The sequence below is a fragment of the Blastococcus colisei genome (assembly GCF_006717095.1).
In the GTDB taxonomy this organism is placed as follows: Bacteria; Actinomycetota; Actinomycetes; order Mycobacteriales; family Geodermatophilaceae; genus Blastococcus_B; species Blastococcus_B colisei.
Genome location: NZ_VFQE01000001.1, coordinates 2,403,330 through 2,425,605 on the forward strand (window position 1 = coordinate 2,403,330; position 22,276 = coordinate 2,425,605).

General features: G+C 72.3%; 14 protein-coding genes. 11 read left to right on the forward strand and 3 right to left on the reverse strand.

Going from position 1 to position 22,276, the window contains the following annotated elements; translation table 11 throughout:
• Nucleotide 1 precedes the first annotated feature (1 nt).
• The 11 genes from FHU33_RS11440 (at nt 2) to FHU33_RS11490 (ending at nt 13,930) form a co-directional block, all read left to right on the forward strand.
• The gene (locus tag FHU33_RS11440; protein WP_142027106.1) at nt 2-544 is read left to right on the forward strand and encodes a phage baseplate assembly protein V; all 543 of its coding nucleotides are present in this window, start codon (nt 2-4) and stop codon (nt 542-544) included.
• Between the two features lie 9 nt (nt 545-553).
• Entirely contained in the window at nt 554-895 is a 342-nt protein-coding gene (locus FHU33_RS11445) for a hypothetical protein (protein WP_142025473.1), read from the forward strand.
• 3 nt (nt 896-898) lie between these two features.
• Nucleotides 899-1,258, forward strand: a complete 360-nt coding sequence (locus tag FHU33_RS11450) for a GPW/gp25 family protein (protein WP_142025474.1) — start codon at nt 899-901, stop codon at nt 1,256-1,258.
• Nucleotides 1,255-4,233: a putative baseplate assembly protein gene (locus FHU33_RS11455; RefSeq protein WP_142025475.1), complete on the forward strand. Its 2,979-nt coding sequence runs from the start codon at nt 1,255-1,257 to the stop codon at nt 4,231-4,233. Before FHU33_RS11450 ends, FHU33_RS11455 begins: the two co-directional genes overlap by 4 nt.
• A gap of 161 nt (nt 4,234-4,394) precedes the next feature.
• Nucleotides 4,395-7,265: a baseplate J/gp47 family protein gene (locus FHU33_RS11460; protein ID WP_142025476.1), complete on the forward strand. Its 2,871-nt coding sequence runs from the start codon at nt 4,395-4,397 to the stop codon at nt 7,263-7,265.
• Nucleotides 7,262-9,589, forward strand: coding sequence for a hypothetical protein (locus tag FHU33_RS11465; RefSeq protein ID WP_142025477.1), 2,328 nt, complete (start codon nt 7,262-7,264; stop codon nt 9,587-9,589). Before FHU33_RS11460 ends, FHU33_RS11465 begins: the two co-directional genes overlap by 4 nt.
• A gap of 62 nt (nt 9,590-9,651) precedes the next feature.
• Nucleotides 9,652-10,641 (forward strand): hypothetical protein, encoded by a 990-nt coding sequence (locus FHU33_RS11470; protein ID WP_142025478.1) that lies wholly within the window; start codon nt 9,652-9,654, stop codon nt 10,639-10,641.
• Nucleotides 10,634-10,963, forward strand: coding sequence for a hypothetical protein (locus tag FHU33_RS11475; protein WP_142025479.1), 330 nt, complete (start codon nt 10,634-10,636; stop codon nt 10,961-10,963). Before FHU33_RS11470 ends, FHU33_RS11475 begins: the two co-directional genes overlap by 8 nt.
• A 453-nt stretch (nt 10,964-11,416) precedes the next feature.
• Nucleotides 11,417-12,619, forward strand: coding sequence for an eCIS core domain-containing protein (locus FHU33_RS11480; RefSeq protein ID WP_170182417.1), 1,203 nt, complete (start codon nt 11,417-11,419; stop codon nt 12,617-12,619).
• A 271-nt stretch (nt 12,620-12,890) separates the two neighbouring features.
• Nucleotides 12,891-13,139, forward strand: a complete 249-nt coding sequence (locus tag FHU33_RS11485; RefSeq protein ID WP_142025481.1) for a hypothetical protein — start codon at nt 12,891-12,893, stop codon at nt 13,137-13,139.
• Nucleotides 13,136-13,930 (forward strand): hypothetical protein, encoded by a 795-nt coding sequence (locus tag FHU33_RS11490; RefSeq protein ID WP_142025482.1) that lies wholly within the window; start codon nt 13,136-13,138, stop codon nt 13,928-13,930. Before FHU33_RS11485 ends, FHU33_RS11490 begins: the two co-directional genes overlap by 4 nt.
• A gap of 19 nt (nt 13,931-13,949) precedes the next feature.
• On the opposite strand, the gene FHU33_RS11495 is transcribed toward FHU33_RS11490, so the two are convergent.
• The 3 genes from FHU33_RS11495 to FHU33_RS11505 form a co-directional block, all read right to left on the reverse strand.
• Entirely contained in the window at nt 13,950-17,891 is a 3,942-nt protein-coding gene (locus FHU33_RS11495; protein ID WP_142025483.1) for an nSTAND1 domain-containing NTPase, read from the reverse strand.
• On the reverse strand, nt 17,891-20,059 hold the full coding sequence (locus tag FHU33_RS11500) for a CHAT domain-containing protein (protein WP_142025484.1): 2,169 nt from the start codon (nt 20,057-20,059) through the stop codon (nt 17,891-17,893). Before FHU33_RS11500 ends, FHU33_RS11495 begins: the two co-directional genes overlap by 1 nt.
• A gap of 96 nt (nt 20,060-20,155) precedes the next feature.
• Nucleotides 20,156-22,105, reverse strand: a complete 1,950-nt coding sequence (locus FHU33_RS11505; RefSeq protein ID WP_142025485.1) for a hypothetical protein — start codon at nt 22,103-22,105, stop codon at nt 20,156-20,158.
• Between the last annotated feature and the right edge of the window lie 171 nt (nt 22,106-22,276).

Here is a 22,276-nt window from a genome sequence, read left to right on the forward strand (position 1 = left end):
CATGACGGCCGCGGGCGCCGCGTCCCGGCGCGCGAGGAAGCAGTACCTGGGCAAGTACCGGGGTGTCGTCCTGCAGAACGTCGACCCCATGGGCATCGGCCGGCTGCAGGTCCAGGTCGTCGGTGTGTTCACCGTCGCGTCCAGCTGGGCGATGCCGTGCTTCCCGGTCGCCGGGGCGCAGACCGGCGCGGTCGCCGTCCCTCCGGTGGGGGCCGGTGTCTGGGTCGAGTTCGAGCGGGGTGATCCCGACTACCCCATCTGGACCGGCTGCTACTACAGCACCCGGCTGGAGGTCCCGCCGCTGGCGCAGCTCGTACCTCCGCCCGTTCCCGCCATGACGATGCAGACCCCGCTGAAGAACGCGATCCAGCTGAGCGACGCACCCCCCACGCCGGCGACCGGCGGCGTCGTGCTCCGCAGCGGCACCGGCGCCTCGGTGGTGGTCAACGACTCCGGCATCTACCTGTCGGACGGGAAGGGCGGCTCCGTCACGATCGTCGGCGGGGTCGTCACCGTCAACACCGGCGCCCTCGTCGTGAAGTAGGCGGACGACATGCCAGGGTTCCTGCTCACCGTCGGGTCCGGCGTCCAGTGCACGCACGCGGCCCCCGCGACCGCCCACACGGGCAACACCCGGGTCGTGGCCGGCACCGGTCCCGCGGTCACGGCGTCCGACAAGCACACCGTGGCCGGCTGCCCGTTCACCGTTCCGGGCCCCAAGCCGCAGCCGTGCGTGACGATCACCTGGGTGCCGGCCACCCGCGTGTTCATCAACGGGCAGCCGGCCGTCGTCCAGGTGACCGGCACCGGCCAGGGCGTCTGCCAGAGCGTCGAGCAGATCCCACAGGGCCCGCCGATCATCGCCGCGGTCCAGACGCGCGTGATCGGGGTGTGAGACGTGGACGTCGACTTCCCCTGGGCCTACGACGGCCGAGGCCGCACGGCCGAGACCACCCCGGCCGATCACATCCGCGACATGTTGGTCCTGCTGGTGCTCACCGAAGCGGGGGAACGGGTCAACCGGCCCGGCTTCGGCTGCGGCCTGCGCCAGCTGGTGTTCGCGCCCAACAGCCCCGAGCTGGCCGCGGCCCTGCAGTTCACCATGCAGGCGGCGATCGAGCGGGAGCTCGGGGACGTCCTGAGGCTCCAGGCGATGGAGGTCAGCAGCGACGACGCGACGCTCGCCGTCACCGTGACATACGTGCTGCTCGAGGACGCCGTCGAGGAGACGGTCACCGTGCCGGGAGGCCGGCCGTGACCGACCCCGACCTCGTCTGCGGCGGTGATCGCCGGCGCCCCCTGCTGCGTGCCTCCGAGCGCACGAACGGTATCGACTACGTCGAGGTGGAGCGGGTCGACGACAAGCTCGACCTGCACCTCTTCCTGCTGCGTTCGCTGCCGCAGGGGGACGACGGGCCCCTCTTCGGTGCAGAGAACGTGCTGGTCACCCGGGATGACGGCGGGGACCCGCTCGTGGTGGCCGAGGACCCGCGGTGGCTGCCCGCGCCCGATCCCGCGCGCGACGACGCCGCGGTCGTGACCGTGGACGACCCCGGTGACCGGGGCCGCTACACCCTCCGCCTGGTCGACACGCCCGATCGACCGCTCGAGGACATCGATCCTCGCTACCGGACCGCGACGTTCTCGCTCGCTGCGGGCACGCCGATCGACGTCGACTGCCTGCCCGCGCCGATGTGCCCGTCGACGGAGCTCCCGACGCCGGAGCTCAGCTACCTCGCCAAGGACTACGCGAGTTTCCGGCAGCTGCTCCTCGACCGTCTCGCGACGACGCTTCCCGGCTGGCAGGAACGGCACGCCGCCGACCTCTACCTCACCCTCGTCGAGGTGCTGGCCTACGAGGCCGACCGGCTCAGCTACGCGCAGGACGCGGTCGGGACGGAGGCCTACCTCGACACGGCGCGCCTGCGCACGTCGGTCCGCCGCCACGCGCGGCTGGTCGACTACGCCATGCACGAAGGCTGCAACGCGCGGGCGTGGGTCCACCTGACGGTCGAGGGTGACCCGGGCGTCGCCGCCGACGCGTTGTCCTTCGTCACCCGGCCGGCGGGGATCGACGTCCGCAGCGCGTCCCTTCCGTCCCATCTCCTGGCCCGTGCGCCGCGTCGCACCTACGAGGTGTTCGAGCCGGTGCTCCCCGAGGGACCGGCGGGCGTGACGGCGCAGGACGTCGTCGAGCCTCGCGCTCTCGTCGATCGCATCCGGCACGGAGACGATCCTGTCCTGGACCACGTGCGGACGACGCTGTCCGACGACGAGCGGCGGCTGTTCGATCGCGGGGACCCGGGGGACGAGGACCTGCCGGCCCTGCTCGGCGCCGTCGCGGCCCGCCTGGCGGGCCTGCTGCAGGACCCCGCCCTGGTCCACCGCGCACCTGGGGCAGTCGCACGTGCCGTCCGGCGCCACGGCACCGTCAACGCGCTGTCCGGGGCCCGGCTCGCCCGCCACAACCGGGCCGAGCTCGCGAGGCTGTTCCCCGAGGAGCTCGCCGACCCCACGGCGCTGCGGTTCCACGAGGCGCACAACGAGATCCGGTTCCACACCTGGGGCCTCACCGAGTGCTGTCTCCCGGCCGGAGCGACGTCGGCGACGCTGCGGGACGGGGAGGACGGCGGCCGCGTCCTGCGCCACCTGCGCCCCGGGGACGTGCTCGTCCTCGAGGAGGTGCTCGGTCCGCGCTCCGGGTCGCGCGCCGACGCCGATCCCTCGCACCGGCACCCCGTCCGCCTCACGGCGGTGCGGCCCGGAAGGGACGCACTGGCCGACGTGCCGGTGGTCGAGGTGGCGTGGGACCCCGAGGACGCCCTCCCGTTCCCGCTCGTCCTGTCGGCGATCGGCCCGGCACCGGAGTGTGCGCTGGTCGGGGACGTGACCGTCGCCCGTGGCAACGTCGTGCTCGTCGACCACGGCGAGACCGTCCGGGCCCCCGACCCGGTGGTGCTCCGCGACGGCGGCCGGACGATCGTCGCCGTGCCCTTCCCCCCTCCCCACGAGGTCGTCCCGGCCGCATCGGTCGACCTGTGCTGCACGTGCGAGGGCGCACCCGCCGAAGGCCCGGCGCGGGTTCCCGCGTACGAGCCGGTGCTCGATCGGCAGCCCCTCGTGTTCCGCGCCCCTCTCGCCCCCGGCACGTCCGCGCGCGCCACCGTGACGCAGGACCCGCGTCGCGCCCTTCCCGCGCTCACCGTCTTCGGGCCCGTGACCGGGACGAACCCGTGGGAGGACGTCGTGGAGCGGGAGCAGGACGCCGCCATGGCGCGGCCCGGAACCGTCCGCTACGGACGCTGGCGTGTCCGGCGCGACCTGCTGAGCAGCGGGTCCGAGGACCGGCACGTCGTCGTCGAGGTCGATGACGACCGCGTGGCCCATCTGCGGTTCGGGGACGACCAGCTCGGCGCGCGACCCACCCCGGGCATCCGCATGCTGGCCGCCTACCGAACCGGCGGTGGTGTCGCCGGCAACGTCGGGCAGGGCGCGATCCGGCACGTCGTGGCCCGTGCGCAGCCTCGGGGCGGTCGCATCGTCGGCGTCCGCAACCCGCTGGCCGCCGGAGGCGGCACCGATCCGGAGCAGGTCGACGAGGTCCGGCTGCGCGCACCGCACGCCTTCCGGGTGCAGCTGGAGCGGGCCGTCGTGGCCGAGGACTACGCGGCGATCGTCGCCCGGGACTTCCCCGAGGTGCAGCGGGCGGTCGCGACGGTGACGGTGCGCCCGCCCCGCACCGTGATCACGGTGCTCGTCGACCCCGTCGGGACGACGGCGGAGACGGTGGAGATGCGGCAGCGGATCCACGGGCACCTCGAGCGGTACCGGAGGATCGGCCACATCGTCGAGGTGACGACGGCCGTGTACGTGCCGGTCGACCTCGCTCTCGACGTCATAGTGCTGCCGGGGCACCAGCCGGGGGCCGTGCGCGCCGCCCTGCGCGACCGGTTGAGCGACCGGAGGCTCCGGGACGGCAGCCTGGGCCTCTTCCATCCCGACGCGCTCACCTTCGGTCGACCGGTGGCGATCAGCCAGGTCCTCGCAGTCGTGCACCGCGTGCCCGGCGTCGCCTCCGGACGGGTCACGAAGCTGGCTCGGACCGCCGGCGGCGACCCGCTGCCCGCGGACGACGTCCTCCGCATCGAGGCGCACGAGGTCGTCCGGCTCGACGCCGATCCCGACCGGCCTGAGAACGGGTCGCTGACCATCCACCTGGAGGTGGTCCCGTGAGCTGCCGGCCGTGCGTGGGCGCCCCGTGCGGCTGTGGTTGCGGGCACGACACGGTGGTCGGCTGCGGTCGCTGTCCCTGCGCCGTAGCAGAGGACGCCAACCCGCCGGGGTCGAGCTCGCTGTCCTACGGCCGCACGGCGTACCCGGATGCGTTCGACCGGATGCGGCAGAGACTCTCGGCGGCGGACCTGCCGGCACTGCGCGCGTTGACGACGCGGGGCGCCGGCCCGCCCATGGACCCGGCTCTCGCGCTCGTGGACGGGTGGGCCTGCCTGGGTCACGTCCTGGACTTCTACGGCGAGCGGACGGTCAACGAGCACTACCTGCGGACGTGTCTGCACCGGCGCTCGGCCGTCGAGCTCGGCAGGCTCGTCGGCTACGCGCCACGTCCGGGTCTGGCCGCGGACGCGTTTCTCGCCTTCACCCTGGACGACGTCGACCCCGAGGCACCGCTCGAGGTGCCGGCGGGAACGCGTGCGTACACGCAGCCGGGGCCGGGGGAGACGATGCAGCCCTTCGAGACCAGCGAGGCCTTCGCCGGTCGCCCCCGCTGGAGTTCCATGCGGCCGCGTCTCACCGCCCCGCAGCTGGTCGGCACCGGAACGCGCCGGCTGTACCTCGCGGGGACGGCGACGGGGCTCACGAAGGGCGACCACCTCCTGGTCGTCCTGCCCCGCGGGCAGGAGACGAACCGTGGCGTCCTCACCGTTGCGACGGTGCAGCCCGACCCGGAGCGGGACCGCACCGTCGTCGACCTGGAGAGAGAGCCGGTCGCCGAGAGCCCGCGCATCCCCGTGCCGGTCGACTCCGAACTGCTGACGGCGCTGCTCAGACGGCCCGCGGCCTTCACCGCCGACCGTGAGCGGCTCCCGCTCGATCCCGGTGCGGTCTTCGGCCGGGACTCCTATGCCGCCTACGGGTTGCTGGAGAGCGCGTACCCGCGACTGGCGCGGCTCCTGGACGTGGCCCTCGGCGGCACCGCCCACGGCGACCAGACCGGTGCCGTCCGCATCCACGCGATGCGGGTGAAGGCGGCCCTGCACGGCCACAACGCACCCCTCATCCCCGACGTCGACCCCGTAACCAAGGCGGTCCGGGGTTACCTCGAGTGGAACTCCGCGGGAACAGGGCCGACCGTCGTCACCGATGGACCGGGCATCGGCGCCGTCCCGGCGGGCGGGGGCAGCGGAGGCGAGGGTGCGCAGGCCACCACCCGCTCCGTCACCGACCTGAGCGGCGCGGTGCCGGGTCTCGATCCCGCCGAGATCGCGCTCGACGCCGTCTACGACGGCATCCTGCCGGGGAGCTATGCCGTCCTGGTTCCGCCGGATCTCCCCGGATCGGCCGACGACGGAGTGCACGAGGTCATCGGCGTGCGGACCACCACCCGGAACGCGTTCAACCTGCCCGCGCGGGTCACCGTGCTGCAGCTGGAGGGATTCTCCCGCCCTGTGGACGACGACGAGACGAGGGAGGACGTGCTCGACCGCCGCGTCGTCGTGTACGGCCAGAGCGAGCTCCTCGCCCTGGCCGAGGTGCCGGTCGCCGACGACGTATGCGCCGGGGAGCTCGAGCTGGACGGCTACTACCCGGGCCTGCACCCGGGTCGGCGGGTCATCGTGACCGGCGAGCGGACGGACCTCCTCCCCGCCGACCGCGACTCCCGGCGGCAGGTCACCGGTGTGCCGGGGACGGAGCTCGTGATGATCTCGTCGGTGCGCCACCGCGCCCCGGCGGGCGGCGGAGCGGACGGCGAGGGCGAGGAGCCCGCCGCCGCGACCGGCGACACCGTGCACACCGTTCTCGGCTTCGCCGATCCCGACCTCCGGTACTGCTACCGGCGCGACACGGTGCAGGTCCTCGCCAACGTCGCCCACGCCACGCACGGCGAGAGCCGGGCCGAGGTCCTCGGCGGCGGCGACGCCACCCGGCCGCTGCAGGCATTCCCGCTCCGGCAGGGCCCCCTCACCTACCTCCCGTCCGAGACAACGAGCGGCTCGACGGCGGCGCTGGAGGTGCGCGTGGAAGACCTGCGCTGGTCGGAGGCACCGCACGCGGCCGCCGTGGGGCCGGGAGAGCGCCGCTACGTGATCCGGACCGACGACGAGGGCACCACCCGGGTGGTCCTCGGCCTGGGTGCCCGCCTGCCCACGGGAACGGACAACGTCAGGGCCCTCTACCGCAGCGGCATCGGTGCCGTCGGCAACGCCCGCGCCGGGCAGATCACCGTGCTGGCCAGCCGACCCAACGGCGTCATGGGTGTACGGAACCCGATGCCCGCGACCGGCGGTGCCGACCGCGACGACCTCGGCAGCATCCGGCAGCGTGTGCCGATCGGACTCACGGCGCTCGACCGGCTGGTCTCGGCTGCCGACCTCGAGGACTTCGCCCGTGCGTTCGCGGGCATCGGCAAGGCGCGGGTCGTCTCCGCGCCGGCGGCTCCCGCCGAGTACACCGTCGTCGTGGCCGGCGTGGACGACGCCCCCCTCACCGCGGGCTCGGCGCTGCTCACGAACCTGCGTCGCGCGCTCGCACGCTTCGGCGACCTCGAGGACCGGCCCGGGGACCCCGTGCTGCACACGCGCGGGTCGCCGCCCGCCACGGTGGGCATCGACGTCCGGACGGCGATGCTGCTCGGTATCCGGGCGCGGATCCGGACCCTTCCCGACCATCCCTGGGAGGAGGTGCACCCCAGGCTCCGCGACGCCCTCGTCGCGGCGTTCGGCTTCCGCGCCCGAGAGATCGGGCAGGTCCCGTATCCCGGAGAGGCGATGGCCGTGATGCAGGCGGTGCGCGGCGTGGCCTGGGTGGACCTGCTGGCCTTCGGGACCATCCCGACCGGGACCCCGGAGGAACCCCGGTCCCCGGCGGAGATCGCGGACGCGGCCAGGGCGCTGTTCGACGTGGACCCGGCTGCGCTGCCGGGCCTGCCGCCCGATCCGGTCGTGGGCGTGGTCGACCTCGCCTACCTGGCGCCCGATGCCGCTGGCACGCTCCTGCTCGAGCCGGCGTCGGAGGAGCCGCGACCATGACGACCGACCGATTCTTCGATCTGCTGCCGGGAGTCGTCCGCGCGCCGGGCGGTGAGCTGAGCCATGCGCTCCGTGACCTGCTCCGGGTGCTGGGCGCGGAGGCCGACCTCGTCGAGGAGGACATCCGGCAGATGTACGCCGACCTCTTCATCGAGACCTGCGCGCCCTGGGCCGTTCCCTACATCGGCGACCTCGTCGGCTACCGCTGGCTCCCGGTCCCTGCCGGCCGCCGCGGCTGCGAGCCCGATCCGGTGGCCGGGCTGGTGCCGCGGAGCGCCGTGGCGGACGCCATCCGCTACCGCCGGCGCAAGGGGACCCGTGCCGCCGTCGAAGACCTGGTGCCGGCCGTGAGCGGCTGGCCGGCGGTCGTCTGCGACGGTGAGGACGGACCTGACTGCGCCGGTGCAGCTGTCGACACCGTGACGATCCGCGCGTGGCGGTTGCCATCCTGGCCGCTGTCCTACGTCCGTCCGTATCGCGTGCGCCGGCGGACCAACAGTTACGAGCTCAGCGTGCTGGGCAACGACGCCCCCTTGTTCACCTGCGGGGCGGCTCCGGCCTGGCAGGACGGAGTCGAGCGGCCGGCGATCCCGCGCATGCTCGGCGTCGACGCCTTGGTCGACGACCTGGCGCGCCACTACGGCCACGGGCGGAGCCTGCAGCTCTACGAGGACGGCGCACCGATCGCTCCGGAGCGGATCAAGGCCCGCGACCTCGGGGAGTGGGGCCCCGAGGTCTTCGACACCGATGTGGCCGTGGATCCCGAACGCGGGCGGGTGATGTTCCCGGAGCGGTACGAGCTCGGCGAGCTGACGGCGTCCTACTGCTACGGCTTCCCGATGGCGATCGGCGGCGGTGAGTACCGGCGCGGCCCCTTCGGCGTCCCGGTGGTGTCCTCGTTCCTGCGGACCGAGCAACTGAGTCCGCAGATGCCCGGCCACCTCCTGCGTGACCGCGCACCCTTCAGCGACTTCCTGCGCGGTCTCCTGGATCCCGCCGTGCTCGAGGCGATGGCCGACGACCCGGCGACCGCGCGAGCCCGGCTCTCGGCGGAGCTCAATCGCGTGATGCAGGCACACGACCTCGCCGCCGGTCAGCGCGACGAGCCCCTCGACGAGGAAGCGGTCGAGCTGCTGAACGGTGCGCCGGCCGGCCCCGCCCGCCTGCGGCTCAACCGGCTCGTCCTGGAGGCGGTGTACGCCGAACACATCCAGCGGGCGTACGCGGTCAGCCGCATCCGCTCTGCGGACGGGGAGCCGACCGTCGCCGAGGCGGTGCGGGCGTTGCAGGACTCGGGGCGGCCGCCGGCCCACCTGGTGGTGGAGCTGTGCGACAGCGGCCTCTACGTGCAGCCCGTCAAGCTGGAGGTCGGCGAACTGCACACCCTCGAGGTCCGCGCCGCCGAGGGCTGTCGGCCCACGATCGTCCTGCCGGAGCGGCGGGAGGACGTCGATGACATGATCGTGCGCTGCGGCCCGGGCAGCCGTGTGATCATCGACGGGCTCATGGTGGCGGCCCACCCGGTCCGGTTCTCGGGCGACCCCGTCGAGATCGTGGTCCGGCACTGCACGTTCGTGCCCGGGTGGGAGATCGACGTGCGATGCGAGCCGAGGCACGCGGCCGAGCCCAGCCTGGTCCTCACCGACCTGCCCAGGCGGCGGGGCGCACCCCTGGCAGACGCGGTGGACCGGCGGCCGGAGGAACGTCGGCACACGTGCGTCGAGGTGGACCGGAGCATCATCGGATCCGTCGTCGTCCAGCGGGACGAGGTGGGCGCAGAGCCGGTCGCGCTGTTCGTCCGGACCAGCATCGTCGACGCCACGACGGACCGCGGCGATGCGATCGCGGCACCCAACGGACGACGCGCCCACGCCGTCGCCACGATCGTGGACGCCACCGTCATCGGGCACACCCGCGTGCACGCCGTCGAGTTCGGGGAGAACACGATCTTCACCGGGCCGATCGACGTCGCCCGGAGGCAGATCGGCTGCCTGCGGTACTGCTACGTGCCCCGGGACTCGCGGACACCACGCCGGCACGCCTGCCAGCCCGACCTGGTCATGGAGTCGCCCGGAGCAGAGACGCCCGAGGACGCGGCCGAGCGCGTGCGGCCCAGGTTCGTCAGCGTGCGCTACGGCAAACCGGACTACTGCCGCCTGTCGCGGGTGGACGACGCCGTGGAGATCCGCACGGGCGCGGACGACGCCTCGGAGATGGGGGTCTACCACGACCTCTTCGAGCCACGGCGCGAGGCCAACCTCCGGGCCGCCGTGGCAGAGCACCTGCCGCTCGGCTGGGGCTGCGAGGTCGAGTTCCGGTCATGAGAGCAACGTCGACGGAGTGGGAAGCGACCCGGCGCGTCCAGGAACAGGACGGAGATACGGCCATGATCGACTTCGCGGCGCTCGCGCCGCACAGCGCGCACCACAACGACCTGTACAGGTCCGTAGATGCGTTTCCACCGGTCCAGCACGCGGCCGTCACGCCGGCCCTGCGCCCGCCCGGCAGGTCCCCCGCGGGGGCGTCACTCGACGTGCGGTCGGACGTCGGCCGCGACTTCAGCCGGATCAGCACCGGTCCGGCGACTGAATCGGTCACCGCTCGCCGCCCGCTCCACCGTGCCGCCGAGTCCTACGGAGCTGCCGGCGCCGTTCCCCGGGCGCCGATCGACGAACGCGCGAACGTGTCCCGAGCGCCGAGCGGCAAGCAGGAGGCGCTGGGCGCCGGCCTAGGAGCTCTCGGGGGAGCCGCGCTCGGTGCAGGCGTCGGCTTCGGCTTCGGCGGTCCTCTCGGCGCCCTGATCGGGGGCGGCATCGGAGCCGTCGCCGGAGGCATCCTCGGCTACCTCGCCGGCCGGCGTTCGGTGACGGTGAACATCACTCGACTCGCAGGCGCCGCGGACACGACGGACGCGGACCTGCGCACGGCCAGCACGGTCTTCGGCCAGGCGGGGATCTCCGTGTCGCGAGGAGCAGGAGAAGCGGTCTCGGCCGCCGAGTCCACCGCCATCCTCGGGGCGGACAGCGTCCTCGAGGAGTTCAGCAGCCCGACCCTGACCGCGGAGGAGACGAAGCTCCTCGCGCGCAACCGCACGCGGGGGCGCATCACCGCCTACTGGGTCCCGTCGCTGAGCGCCGGCAGTCGCGGGGAGGCCATGATCCCCAGCTACCACGGTGTGGCCGACTCCTCGATCGTGATCAGCTCCTCGGCGCGCGCGGCCGACACCTTCGCCCACGAGCTGGGACACGTCCTCCTGGACGACGGCGCGCACTCTGCCGATCCCGACAACCTCATGGCCAGCGGCTCCATCAGGAACTTCACCGACAAGCTGACCGCCGCGCAGATCACGACGATCAAGGCGAGCAGGTATGTCTGATCCACCGCGTGACCTCGAGAGCCTGCCCACCGAGATCGCCGACCTCTACGAGCGGTTCGTCGGCTCGATGCGCGCGGGCGACCTGCAGGCCGCGTCCCGGCTCGCACCGTCGATCTCCCTGACGGCGGGGGAGGCCGGTCAGGAGACGGGGCCGCTGCACCCGCAGGCCTTCCAGACCGACGAGGCGCACCACCGCCTGCTCGCCTGGTACCCGCGCGCCGAGGGGCGGGTGCTCCTGCGCTCGGGTGCCGGCTGGTTCGTCGTCGCGCCGGGTGGGGACGGGTACGAGATCGTCGACGCCGGGCTCAAACCGATCGACTGACCGACGCGCCGGTGACCGGGACGGACGACGCGCTTACGCCGTCGCCACGATCGTGCACGCCATGGGCACGTCTGTCAGACGTTCCCCGAGCCTTGCTCCCAGGGACTGGGCGACAGCCGGAGGCAGCACGGCTGGAGGAACGTCCACGCCGGGACCGACGCTCCCACGGGTAGAAGCTCCTCCGGCTGCGTCACCGCCGCGTCACCTCGTCACGCCATGCGCGCCGCCGAACGCGTACGTCCGGTGACGTCGTCGTGACGGACATGCCGAACACTGGCGCCGAGACCCACGAGCAGCTGAATGGCCCCATGATCCGACGGCAGAACCCGGGCATGGTCGAGAGCCACGCAGCCCGACCGGCTGTTTCGCGCGTCTCGCCGGATCGTCGCTCAGGCGACACGCTGATAGCAGGGAATGGTGCCGAGCATGGCTGGGTGTGCGTTCGATGCCACGGTGGACCGACGACCTGGATCGGTCGCAACTCATCGGCGGCCGCCGCTCCCATCCGGGACAGCAGGAGCGCCGGCGCAGCACCATCGAGCGCTGGATCCCGACAGTCGTCGCCGCCTGGAGCCGATCTTCGGACATGACTTCAGCCGAGTTCGTATCCATACGGAGCGCGATGCCGATCGGGCCGCCGCCGCCATCGACGCGCAAGCCTTCACCGTCGGGAACCACATCTTCTTCGCCGCCGGCAGCTATGCGCCCCACTCCGTCGCCGGGATGCGGCTGCTGGCGCACGAGCTGGCCCACACTCTCCAGCAACGGCACCACGGGTCCGGGCAGGAACTCCTCCTCGATGATCGCGGCGACGCCGCGGCGGAGCGGGCGGCGACGGCGGCCGCGCGGGGACAGCACGTGGACGACGTGGGCACTGGCGTCGAAGCAGCGATCCAGCGTCAGCGGCCGTATCGCGCACCGGGCATCGACATCCGCTTCCCGGCAGCTGAGGAGGCGGTTCGTCAGGTGGCAGGGTTGGAACCCGGCGGCCGGCCTCTGACCGCGGCCGAGAGAAGGCTCGTCGAGCCGGTGTTCGGCAGGTCCGTGGACCTGGACCGGGTACGCATCGTCGAGACCGCGATATCCCCGGGGACCACCGTCGGCAACATCATCCGCATCGAGCCCGGCTTCGACATCCGGTCCCCCTGGGACGCCGAGGTACTGATTCACGAGATGGCCCATGTCTGGCAGTACCAGCATGGTGGGACGGGCTACATCTCTGTCGCACTGAGAACACAGATCTCGGCGTCGATACGCACGGGCAGCCGGAACGAGGCGTACGACTACGTTCCCGACCGGTCCAAGAGCTTCTTCGACTTCACACCGGAGCAGCAGGGGCTGATCGTCCAGAACTTCTTCGCGATGCGCCGGGACCAGAGTGCACCAGCGCACCAGGTCCGGTTCCGCGGCAACCACATGGACGGCCGCGGCAACTTCCTGACGCTGGATCGTGCCCGCCGCACGGCCGAGATCAGCGCCGAACTACCCGTCCATGAGTCGTACATCGGCCAGTTGCGCGCGTCGGTCCCGATGGCGGAGTGGGACATCCTCAGGCAGCCGTCGGAGTTCATGCACACGCCCGGGGGGAGGCTGGGAGCGGTTCCGGCCGAGCAAGAACCCGTCCCGCTCCGTCCCTTGCTCCGGATCGACTTCTAGAGCATTCGCCATGCCGAGTCGTCGCGCTCTCGACGTAGGGGCGGACTGGAACGGCGCGACGTAGGGGATTGTCGCGACGGTCACGGTGGTCGCTACTCGGTCCCTTCGCCGTCTCTGTGGTCCGGGTGTCCCTGCCGGTCGGACCGAACGACGTGCGGGTGAGCGTCTGGGGCACGCCATTCGCAGCACGGGGACGGTGAGTCACCCCGAGGCACCCGTCCGCACCTAGGGTGACGACGGATCCTCCGCCGCCCCCCGCAGGAGCCAGCCCGTGAACCTCGAACCGGCCGCGTACGAGTGCCCCGTCCACCACGTCGACCTCACGCCCTTCCTCGTCCAGCGGCTCGCCGAGGACGACGACAGCGACCTCGCGTTCGGTGACCGCGGCCGCATCCGGGGTCTCGTCGGACGCGATCGGGGATCCACCCGGTCCCCGTCCCGGCCGTTCCAGGTGGTGGTCACCTGTCCCGGGGGGAGCTCTCCGCACACCCAGGTCTGCGAAGGCTCCTACGTCCCGTGACCGACCCCGCCGCCCCCTCGGCCGCGGTCGAACCCGACCCCCGGGTGCTGGCCTGGCGAGCTCTGGCGGACGACCTGACACCGGCGAAGTCCTTGGCCCGTATCGACGTCGCCACGTCTCGCGTGGTGACGAATGTGACGGTGGTCGGCAGTCTGCTGACCGGGCTCGGGCTGCTGGCCGCGGGACAGCCGGCGACGGACGTCGCAGCGCGCCGTCTCGCCGTGGCCGGCGTCGTGGCCGCCGTCCTCGCGGTCGCCTGTGCCCTGACCGCGCAGACTGTGAGCATCCGGAGTGGGCTCAACACCAACAACCTGGTCATGGTGAAGGAGTGGTACCGCACCCAGTTCCGTCGCCGGGCCTATCCGGCCCGCGCGGCGACCGTGCTGCTGCTCGTCGCGGTGGTCCTCGCAGGCGGAGCCGCCGTCGTGGCGCTCACGGCGCCTGACGGGACACGGCTGTCGCTGGGGGTCAGCGCGATCCGTCTGGCGGGCTCCACCGCATCAGACGGCGCCACGGTCACCGCGGAGGTGGCTTTTCGTTCACCGGATCCCGATGCGGGCGCCACGGTCACTGTCACGGCCGATGGTGGTGGCGGCCCGGTGATGCTGGCCCATGCGGCCTTGACCCCGGCGGTCGAGGGCACGGCTTCGCGCACCCTCACGGTGAGCGGCGTCCCAGAGGGCGCCACCGTCGACGTCACCGCCGTCGGGGGAGGACGACAGTGCCGGGCGACCTGGGAGACGTCCGACGACGACCGCCCCGTGGTGACGTGCGGACCGGCGGAGGGCTGACCTGGGCGCCGAGCGCGTCTCACGCGGTGTGCCGAGTGGAACCGGTTGCCATCGAGCCGTCCAGCGGAAAGAGGACGCAGACGAAGGTGCGCTGCCCCAGGTCCCACTCCGCCGAGGTGTCGGGACCAGCTGCCGTGACAAGGAATTCCAGGTCGTCGAGGTAGTCCATGCCGCGGTAGTCGCTGTACGCCGTGCCCTGGCACTCCTCGCGGATCCAACCCCAGACGTCGCGGGGGAACGGGGCATCGGGCCCGCCGGGGTGCGTCCGGATCGCGAACACCTCTGCTCCGTGGGGTTCGTCGCAGTCCACCGGGCGACCGAGGTCGGCACTGTGCGGGAAGCACTCCCCGACGGCCGGGATCTTCGGGTCGACCCGCTGGTCGGCGGCGAGCCGGTCGCCCGCCACAGACCGCAGGTCATCGCGGGGCAGGCATGTCTCACACCCGGCGATCCGCACCGTGGTGTCATCACTGGCGCTGAGGATGCCCGGCGTCTGGCCGCCGGTGAAGAGAACCGTGTTCACGGTGTCGGCATGGCGCGGTAGCCAGCCGATCCGCCGGCCGGTCTTCACTTCCCAGACGCCGATGAAACCGTCGTCGCCACCGGTGACCACCCAGTCCCCGGAGTCGTCGAACGCGGCGGACCAGAGTTCCCCGCGATGCCCTTCGAGGGTACGGACCGGCTCCCCGTCGGCGGTCCAGATCCGTGCGGTCCCGTCCGCCCCGGCCGTCACCAGGTGGGTGCCGTCCTGGCTGTAGGCGACGTCGAAGACATGGCCTGAGTGGCCGCCCAGCTGCCGCTGGAACACCCCGTCGCTGCTCCAGATCTCGAGCTCCCGGGTGCTCGACGTCGCGAAGGACGTGCCGTCCGGGCTGAAGGCGAAGGCCTGGAAGATGGAGTGGGTCATTCCTCCGTAGATCAGCGTCTGCACCTCGTCGCCGGCGCCCGCGACCCAGTTCCACGCGACGACGTCAGGATTGCCGGCGACCACGAGCCGTGACCCGTCACCGTCGAAGGTCACCTCCACGGCGATGTTCAGCAGCTGCCGTTGCGCCAGGAGTTCGCCGCTCCGCCAGTCCCACACCGACGCGGTGCCGTCGTGAGTGGCCGCGGCGACGTATCGGCCGGAGGGATCGACGTCGATCCCCTGGACCGAGGCACCTGGTCCGGTCAGGTCGGCGACCATCTGTCCGCTGGCTACGTCCCACACCCGGACATGGCCGTCCTCGCCACCCGCTACGACCTGCTCTTCCCCCGGAAGACTCGCGACGTCCAGGATCCAGTCTCCCTGGCCGGCGGGCAGCACCCGCTGCTCGGGAAGCCGGAAGAGACGCACGGACTGTCCGCTGATCGTCGCCACCACGGCGCCCGTCGGGTCCAGTTCTGCCTGGATCCAGGAGCTGTCCTCGTGGCCGCGCAGGACGGCGATCTGCTGACCGCTGGGCGCATCCCAGACCCGGACCGTGCCGTCCGAGGAAGCGCTCACGATCCGTTGGCCGTCCCGGCCGGGCCGGACGCCCAGCACCCAGGACTGATGCCCCTCGAGCTCGTGCCGCAGGTCTCCGCTGCTGCTGTCGAAGACGCGTGGGGACTTGTCCCCGTACGCGACCACGTTCCCCGCCCCGTCGAAGGCGACGGAGGCCGCGCCGTGCTCCTGACCGTCCAGCACGAGTGGCTGGCCCGGATCCGGCCACCGCCAGACACGCACCGATCCGTCGCCGTACCCGACGGCGACGGCCCCGGAATCCTCCCGGAACGCGGCCTGCCAGGCGGAGGCCCCCGTACCCTCGAGGACGGCGACCTGCTGCCCCGTGCTGCCGTCCCAGACCCGAGCGGTGCCGTCCTGACCGGCGGTGAGGACGAACGCGCCATCCGCGCTGGTGGCGATGCTCTTGATGGCGGCCGCGTGACCGACGAGTGGATCAAGCGCGGGCCGGCCGCTCGACGGGTCGAGGATCTTCACTGCGTTCGTCGCGCTGTCGGCGACCAGGATCCGCGTCCCGTCCGGGGTGAACGAGGCCGGCCACCGGACCTCGGAGGTGGTCATGATCGGCTCGTCCGAGTCACCGTCGACCCTCCACGTGCTCAGCTGCCCGGAACCGGTGAGCGTCAGCACGAACTCCCCGTCCGGGCTGTAGCGGGCATCGAGGACGTTCTCGTTGTGCGGGAACAGCCGCAGCTGCTCACCCGTCTCGGCATCCCTGATGCGCGCCGTCCGGTCCCAGCTGGCCGTCAGGACCTGGTCGCCGACCGGGTTGAACTGCACGCTGTTCACCGTGTCGCCATGGGTGAGGACGGCCGCCGGAATCGTCTGGGCAAGGGCCTGCCGCAGGGCGTCCTCGGCTTCGTGGGTCGTCGCGTGGGACAACGCCCGCTCGGCGAGGCGCAGGGCACGTGCGGGATCGATCGTGACCTGCGCTGCGGCCTCGGCGGCCAGGGCTCGCGACGTCGCCTCCTCGGAGCGCTCCGCTGCCTCGTCCCTCGCCGTCTCCGCCGACCGCAGGGCCAAACCCGTTCCGACGAGCGCGACGGCGAGCGCGGCAGCCAGCCAGCGGAGCAGCACGGTGGTCCGGCGGCGTCGCCGTCGGTCTGCCTCCGCTCCGCCGGACGCCCGGAGAAAGCTCTGCTCCAGGTCACTGACCTCGGCCGGGTGTTCGGCTGCCCAGCTCTTCGCCTCGCTCAGGACCTTCCCCGTGACCAGCAGGTCATGGGGGCGGTCCAGGGCGGCCCACTGCTGCGCCCGTTGCTGGAGCGGGCTCAGGTGGAAGAGGTGCCAGCCGGCGTTGTTCTCGCGGATCGGCTCGACGAGCTGGTCGTGGGCCAGCTCCAGCCACCGGGTGCCGCGACGAGCCTCGGTGCGGATCAGGTGTGCGTCCTCGAGAAGCCGGACGACCCGCTCGGCGGCCGCCGGATCCGCCCCCGGACCATGTTGCTGCTGCCGCCGGACGCCCTGCTCCGTGACCAGCTGCCGGCCGAACCAGTCACGGATCACCCGCTCCGGTACGCCGCTCTCCGCCGCGATGCCCGTCACCTGCGTGGCGTAGTAGTCCGCGAGCGCATCCTGGATCCGGCCGAGGCGGTCGACGTCGGCCTCGGTCATCTCGGTGGCGTCCGGCGGCAGCGAGTCCCAGAGCCGGCGGCAGACCACCTGCAGCTGCAGCGGCTCCACCACCGGGCCGGGCACGTAGACGAGCTCGCCCTCCCGTTGCGCCTGCACGCGCCGGAGGTTCTCGACGAGCGACAGGACGGCCGGCTCCTGGAACGTGCGTCCGCCCGAGGCGGCCAGGCTCTCGGCGGCTCGCCGGGCGCTGTCGGGGGACAGGAGATCCAGCCGCATCCGGGTGTGCAATCGCGTCGGCAGCTCCGCCAGATAGGGGTCCAGACCGGCGATGTAGTCCTCGCGCATGCTGAACAGCGCCCAGCGCCCGCGCTCCTCCAGCGCACTGCCGAGCTGGACGAAGAACTCCCGTTTGACCGGGTCGTCACCCGGGTCGAGGACCAGTACCTCCTCGAACTGGTCGAACACGAGCATCTCGTTGCCGGTGCCGAAGTTGTCCTGCGCGGCCCACTCCTGCAGGTAGCCCTCGAGCCCGAGGTCGAGGAGCTCGCGGGCGGAACGCTCGCTCCCCGGCCGCAGTCCTGCCTCGAGTGACTGCAGCGTGCTCACCAGGTACCGGTTGGCGTCGGTGACAGCGTCGGGTGGCCGGAGCGACACCCGGACCGGCGGGGAGACCTGGAAGCGGCGGTCGCGCAGCCGGGGCAGCAACCCCGCCTCGATCAGCGACGTCTTGCCGGCACCGGAGGGCGAGTACAGCAGCACGATCCGCTCGGCGACCAGCAGGTTGGTCAGCCGCCGGATCTCCCGGTCACGGCCGAAGATCGGCTCGCCCGGACGCAGGGGACGAGGGCCGACGAACGGGTTGGTGTCCAGCGTCGCGGGCGGCAGCACCAGCGTGCTCATCAGACGTCCCCTTCGACGTGGCTCCGGAGCTCACCGAGGAAGGTCTCGACACTGCCCCAGTACACGTTCACCGAGTGCGGCGAGCGGAAGTAGCTCTCGAAGTAGCGGCGCGCCCCGTCAGGCTCCAGGGTGAGCCCTTCCTCGGGGTCGATCTGGGCTGCCACGTGGGAGTGCTGCTCGAGCCGGTCACCGCCCTCCTGGCTCATGATGCTGTGGAACAGCACCCGGAAATCCCAGTCCTCCATGCGGAAGCCGAGGAAGAGCAGCGCGCTGTCGGCGAACGCCGACCGGACCAGCTCCGGGATCGCGTCGGGATCCCGGCCGGTCGTGCGGAGGAACTCGAAGTAGTTGTCCTCGCTCAGCACGATCGATCCAGGGTGCTGAAGGCTGCCGAAGATGTGGAAGACGAGCGGTTCCTCGGGCGTCGGCTCGTAGTCCGGCATCGTCTCGAAGATCGAGCGTGGGCACTTGCGGTTCCACCGGGCCAGCTCGACCTGAGGTCTCTTGCCCTCGGCCTTGAGCGCGGTCGTGAGCAGGCTCAGCGGCTGTGCCGTGACGAACAGCGGGACATCGAGCCTGGCCAGCACGGCGAACGGGTCGTCGAGGGGGGCGTGCAGCCGGTCCCATACCGCGTTGGTCATGTCATCGATCAGCGCGTTGGCGAGCGCAGGGTTGGTCCGCTTCGAGCGCGGAATGTCGACGAACCGCGGGGGCATCGGCTCACCTGCGGTGTCGGAGAGTTCGCGCAACCGCTGCGACAGAGTGACGATCAGGTACTCGCGCAGTTTCGCGACAGGGAAGTCCCGGGCCTGGTCGACCGCGAGGAACTGGGCGACCTGCGGGAGGTCCTCCCGGTAGTACGGAGCCAGCGGGAAGCCGTACCGATCGGCCAGGTCGCGGGCCAGCTGCTGCCGAGGACCGAGCAGCGTGTCGGTCATCCCGGGGCCCAGCAGCGGCAGACAGCTCCCGGACCAGATGTCATTGACGAGCGCCGGCCACTTGGTGAAGCCCCCGCGTCCGAAGCCTGCGGCGTACCAGAGCCGGCCACTGTGCAGCCGCATGAACAGGGCGGGCGCCCACCAGTCGCTGCGGTCCCGGATCCCTGCCCGCGCCTCGGTCATCGCCTGATCGATCCGGCCGTGCTCCTGCAACCTGGTGAAGAAGGCCGGGACGAAGCCCTCGACCGTGCCCACGCTGATATCGCCCTGCATCGCCAGGACGGCCGGGACGCCGAGCTCCACGAGCTGGGGCCCGATCGCGGACACGGCGCCGTCGTCGTGCGTGCCGGTCCCTCCGTCGGAGGCGCTGTGACAGGAGGCGAGCACGATGAGGCGAGGCAGGTGGTTGAGTTCCTTCAGGCGCTGGATCATCAGGCGGCCGGGGACGACGTGGACGGAGCCGTTCTCGTGCTCGAGGACCAGCTGCGGCTCGCCGTTGACGAGATATCCGTGGCACACGAGGTAGACCACGTCGTATCCGTCCCGGAGCCGGCCGACCAGGTTGGACAGCGTCGCTCTGCCCGTGCCGGCGAGGGAATCGGTCCGGATCGGGCCGAGCGACGCCTTCGCACGCTGCAACTCGCCGGCGACGTCCACCGGCGCCAGTTCCCGTTCCGGTGAGTCCGGATCAGCGCCCGGCGCGGCGTACCCCTGGAGGTTCACCGGGTCGGCGACGACGATCAGGGCCCGGAGTTCGGAGCGCAGCCGCATGCGGACCGGTCGCCAGTCGGTCGACGTCAGGTACCGCGAGAAGAGGACGTTGCTGTCGGTCAGCAGCGGGGTCCCGCTGTCGGGATCGAGCAGCGTCTCCCAGCGCAAGGCGTGGAGCTCGGGGGCGCTGGGCGCGATGAGGAGCCGGAGGCGCAGCGGGATGCCGCCGCGGGCCGCCGTGGTGCGCGCCTTCGCGAACTCCTGCCGCACGGTCGAGGAGGCGAACAAGCCGTCGCTGAGCAGCTGCCCGTACTGCCGCGTCACGAGTGGCCCGCCGTGGTGCAGGGTGGCGAGCCGGGTCAGGTCGACGTCCACGGGCCCCGACGTGAGGATGTCGGTGCCGATGGTTCCGCGCTCGGACGACGAGAACCGGAGCTCGGCCATCCACTCGTCCTCGCCGCGCCGGTGCAGGCCGATCTCCAGGTCAGCGACGAGGCCGGGGGCTTCGCTGAGGCTCATCGCCGTCGCTCCGCGGACACCCGTCCGGCTCGGCGCATCGCAGCACCCCGCCGATGCCGGCGCGTGGTCATGCGCGGTCACCTCCCGCACGAGTGGTCACACCGGGCGCTCGCTGTCCGTGGCGTCGTCCTCCGCACGGAGAAGAGCGGCGAGCGACATGGCGAGATACCGGAGGGACTGTCTGCGTTCCTCCTGCGCGAGCCGCAGAGCGTCCAACCCCAGTGCCGAGTAGCGGGTGTCGAACCCGCCCTCCCGCTGGGTGACGACGATCCGGACGTCGCCGCCCAGGCCGGCCCGGGCGAGAAAGCGCAGCTCGGCTCCCGGTGGTTCGTCCTCTGACCACTCCCGCCGCACGACGGAGGGCTCCTCGGCTCCGTAGACGGCGACCTCGGGGTCCCTCGCCCCGCGGACCATCTCCGCCAGGACGTCGGCCAGCTCCTGCGCCGCCGCGACGAGGCGTCGCCGGGAGCCGGGCGGGAGTTCCGCCGCCTGCCAGGAACCGTCGGTCCCGAGCTCAGGGGTATCGATCGGTCCGTCGTCCAGCGGGCTGCCTGCTCCCGGCGGTTCGGCCCCCCGGGCCGATCGCGCGGCGCCACCGGGAACGGCGTCCTGACCATCGGAGAACGCGGGCAACCGCACCGCCGGATCGCCCAGGACCACGAATCCCCGGGCGTCGTTGTTCGCCGTCCACATCGCCGACAGCGAGACGTGATCGGGGCGGCGGCCGACCTGCACCTCGTGCAACTCCGCCGACAGGTCGGCGGCGAGCTCGGCGTACCGCTGGTTGACGTAGTCGAAGGCCGAACCGATGGGGTGGCCGCGCAGCAGCCGGGCCAGGCAGCTGCGGTAGACCTCCGTCTGCCGCCCGGCGCCGGGCCACTTGAAGGAGTAGCCCCACGCCCGGTCGACGTGGCCGGCGACCGCGAGCGCCGGTCCGTTCTCGTGGCCGAGCAGCCGCCGGGGCAGAGTGGACACGAACGGCTCGGGCGCGAGCCGCTCGGGCGTCGATCCCGCCTCCCGGTGGGCGAACTCGTCCCACTCGGGAGTGCCGGCTCCGAAGCAGGCGAAGTGCAGGGCGACCAGGCCGTGCACGTGCGCGTCGTCCGGGACGTCGTCGGCGCCGAGGTAGTGCTCCTCGGTGAACTCGTCGTCGGCGTCCGGTCCCGGCCACTCCTGGCACACCAGCGCACCCTGGCGCCGCGCCTGGTGGGGATGGCCGGCCGGCCAGCCCACCCCGTGCCCCGCCGTGAACAGGAGAGCAGGGGACGAGTCGCCGGTCAGGAGTTCGAGCAGGCATGGCTTGGTCGCGTCCTCGCCCACGGAGGCCCGTACGTCCCAGTCGGCATGGTCGGTCGCCAGCCGCTGGGCCAGCGGTTCCACCAGCTCGCTCCGGCTGAGCTCGGTGGCCCGGTCGCCGGGGTTCTGGGGGGCGAAGAAGGCGACGCTCCGGCTGCGTGGGACCCCCGTCGTCTCTGCGGCCACCACGCCGTCCGCGTACCCGCGGTACTCGTCCGGCGTCTGGAAGTACAGCCGGCCCACCGCGTACTGCACGTCGAGCTGGTACTGCACGGAGAAAGGGATGTCGCTCGGACCTCCCACGAGAAGGAGGTAGTACGGCACGCGCCCGGGGTCCACCGGTCCCGGTCCCGCCCCGTACCGCGCCAGCAACCGGGTCTTCGACTCGCCCGGGCGGTAGGCGTCCTCTCCCCAGAACTCGCGGTAGTAGCGGTCGTCACCTCCCGCGCAGACCTGCGCCCGACGGTGGTCGAGCAGTGGGCGCAGCGCGTCCCGGATCGACGGGGCGCAGCTCTGCGCGAAGAGGACACCCCAACCGACCTGCGACAGGTCGCAGGGATCGCGGCCCTCCCCGGGGCCCAGCACCTTCCTCGTCGCCAGCTCGCGCCGGTAGCGCAGCTCGTCCAGTTCATGCGGGTCGGGGGCGAAGCCGCGGGCACGTCGGAAGATGGTCGCCGGCGTCACCGGAGGGAGGAGGTAGGAGCCGGTGACGCCGTCCACGCCGTTGAAGCAGAACACCTGGTCAGCCACCGGCGTGCCCCCTCGGCTCCGCGGAGTTCACACCGGTTCGCCGCCGTGCCCGACAGGCACGCACGCGGCCGATCGGTGACCCGGAGCCGTCCGCAGGCTACTGCTTACGCGGGGCGACGGGTACGCCTTTCCTCGCGCCCGCGGAGCCTTCGTGTCGATTCCAGCGGCCCG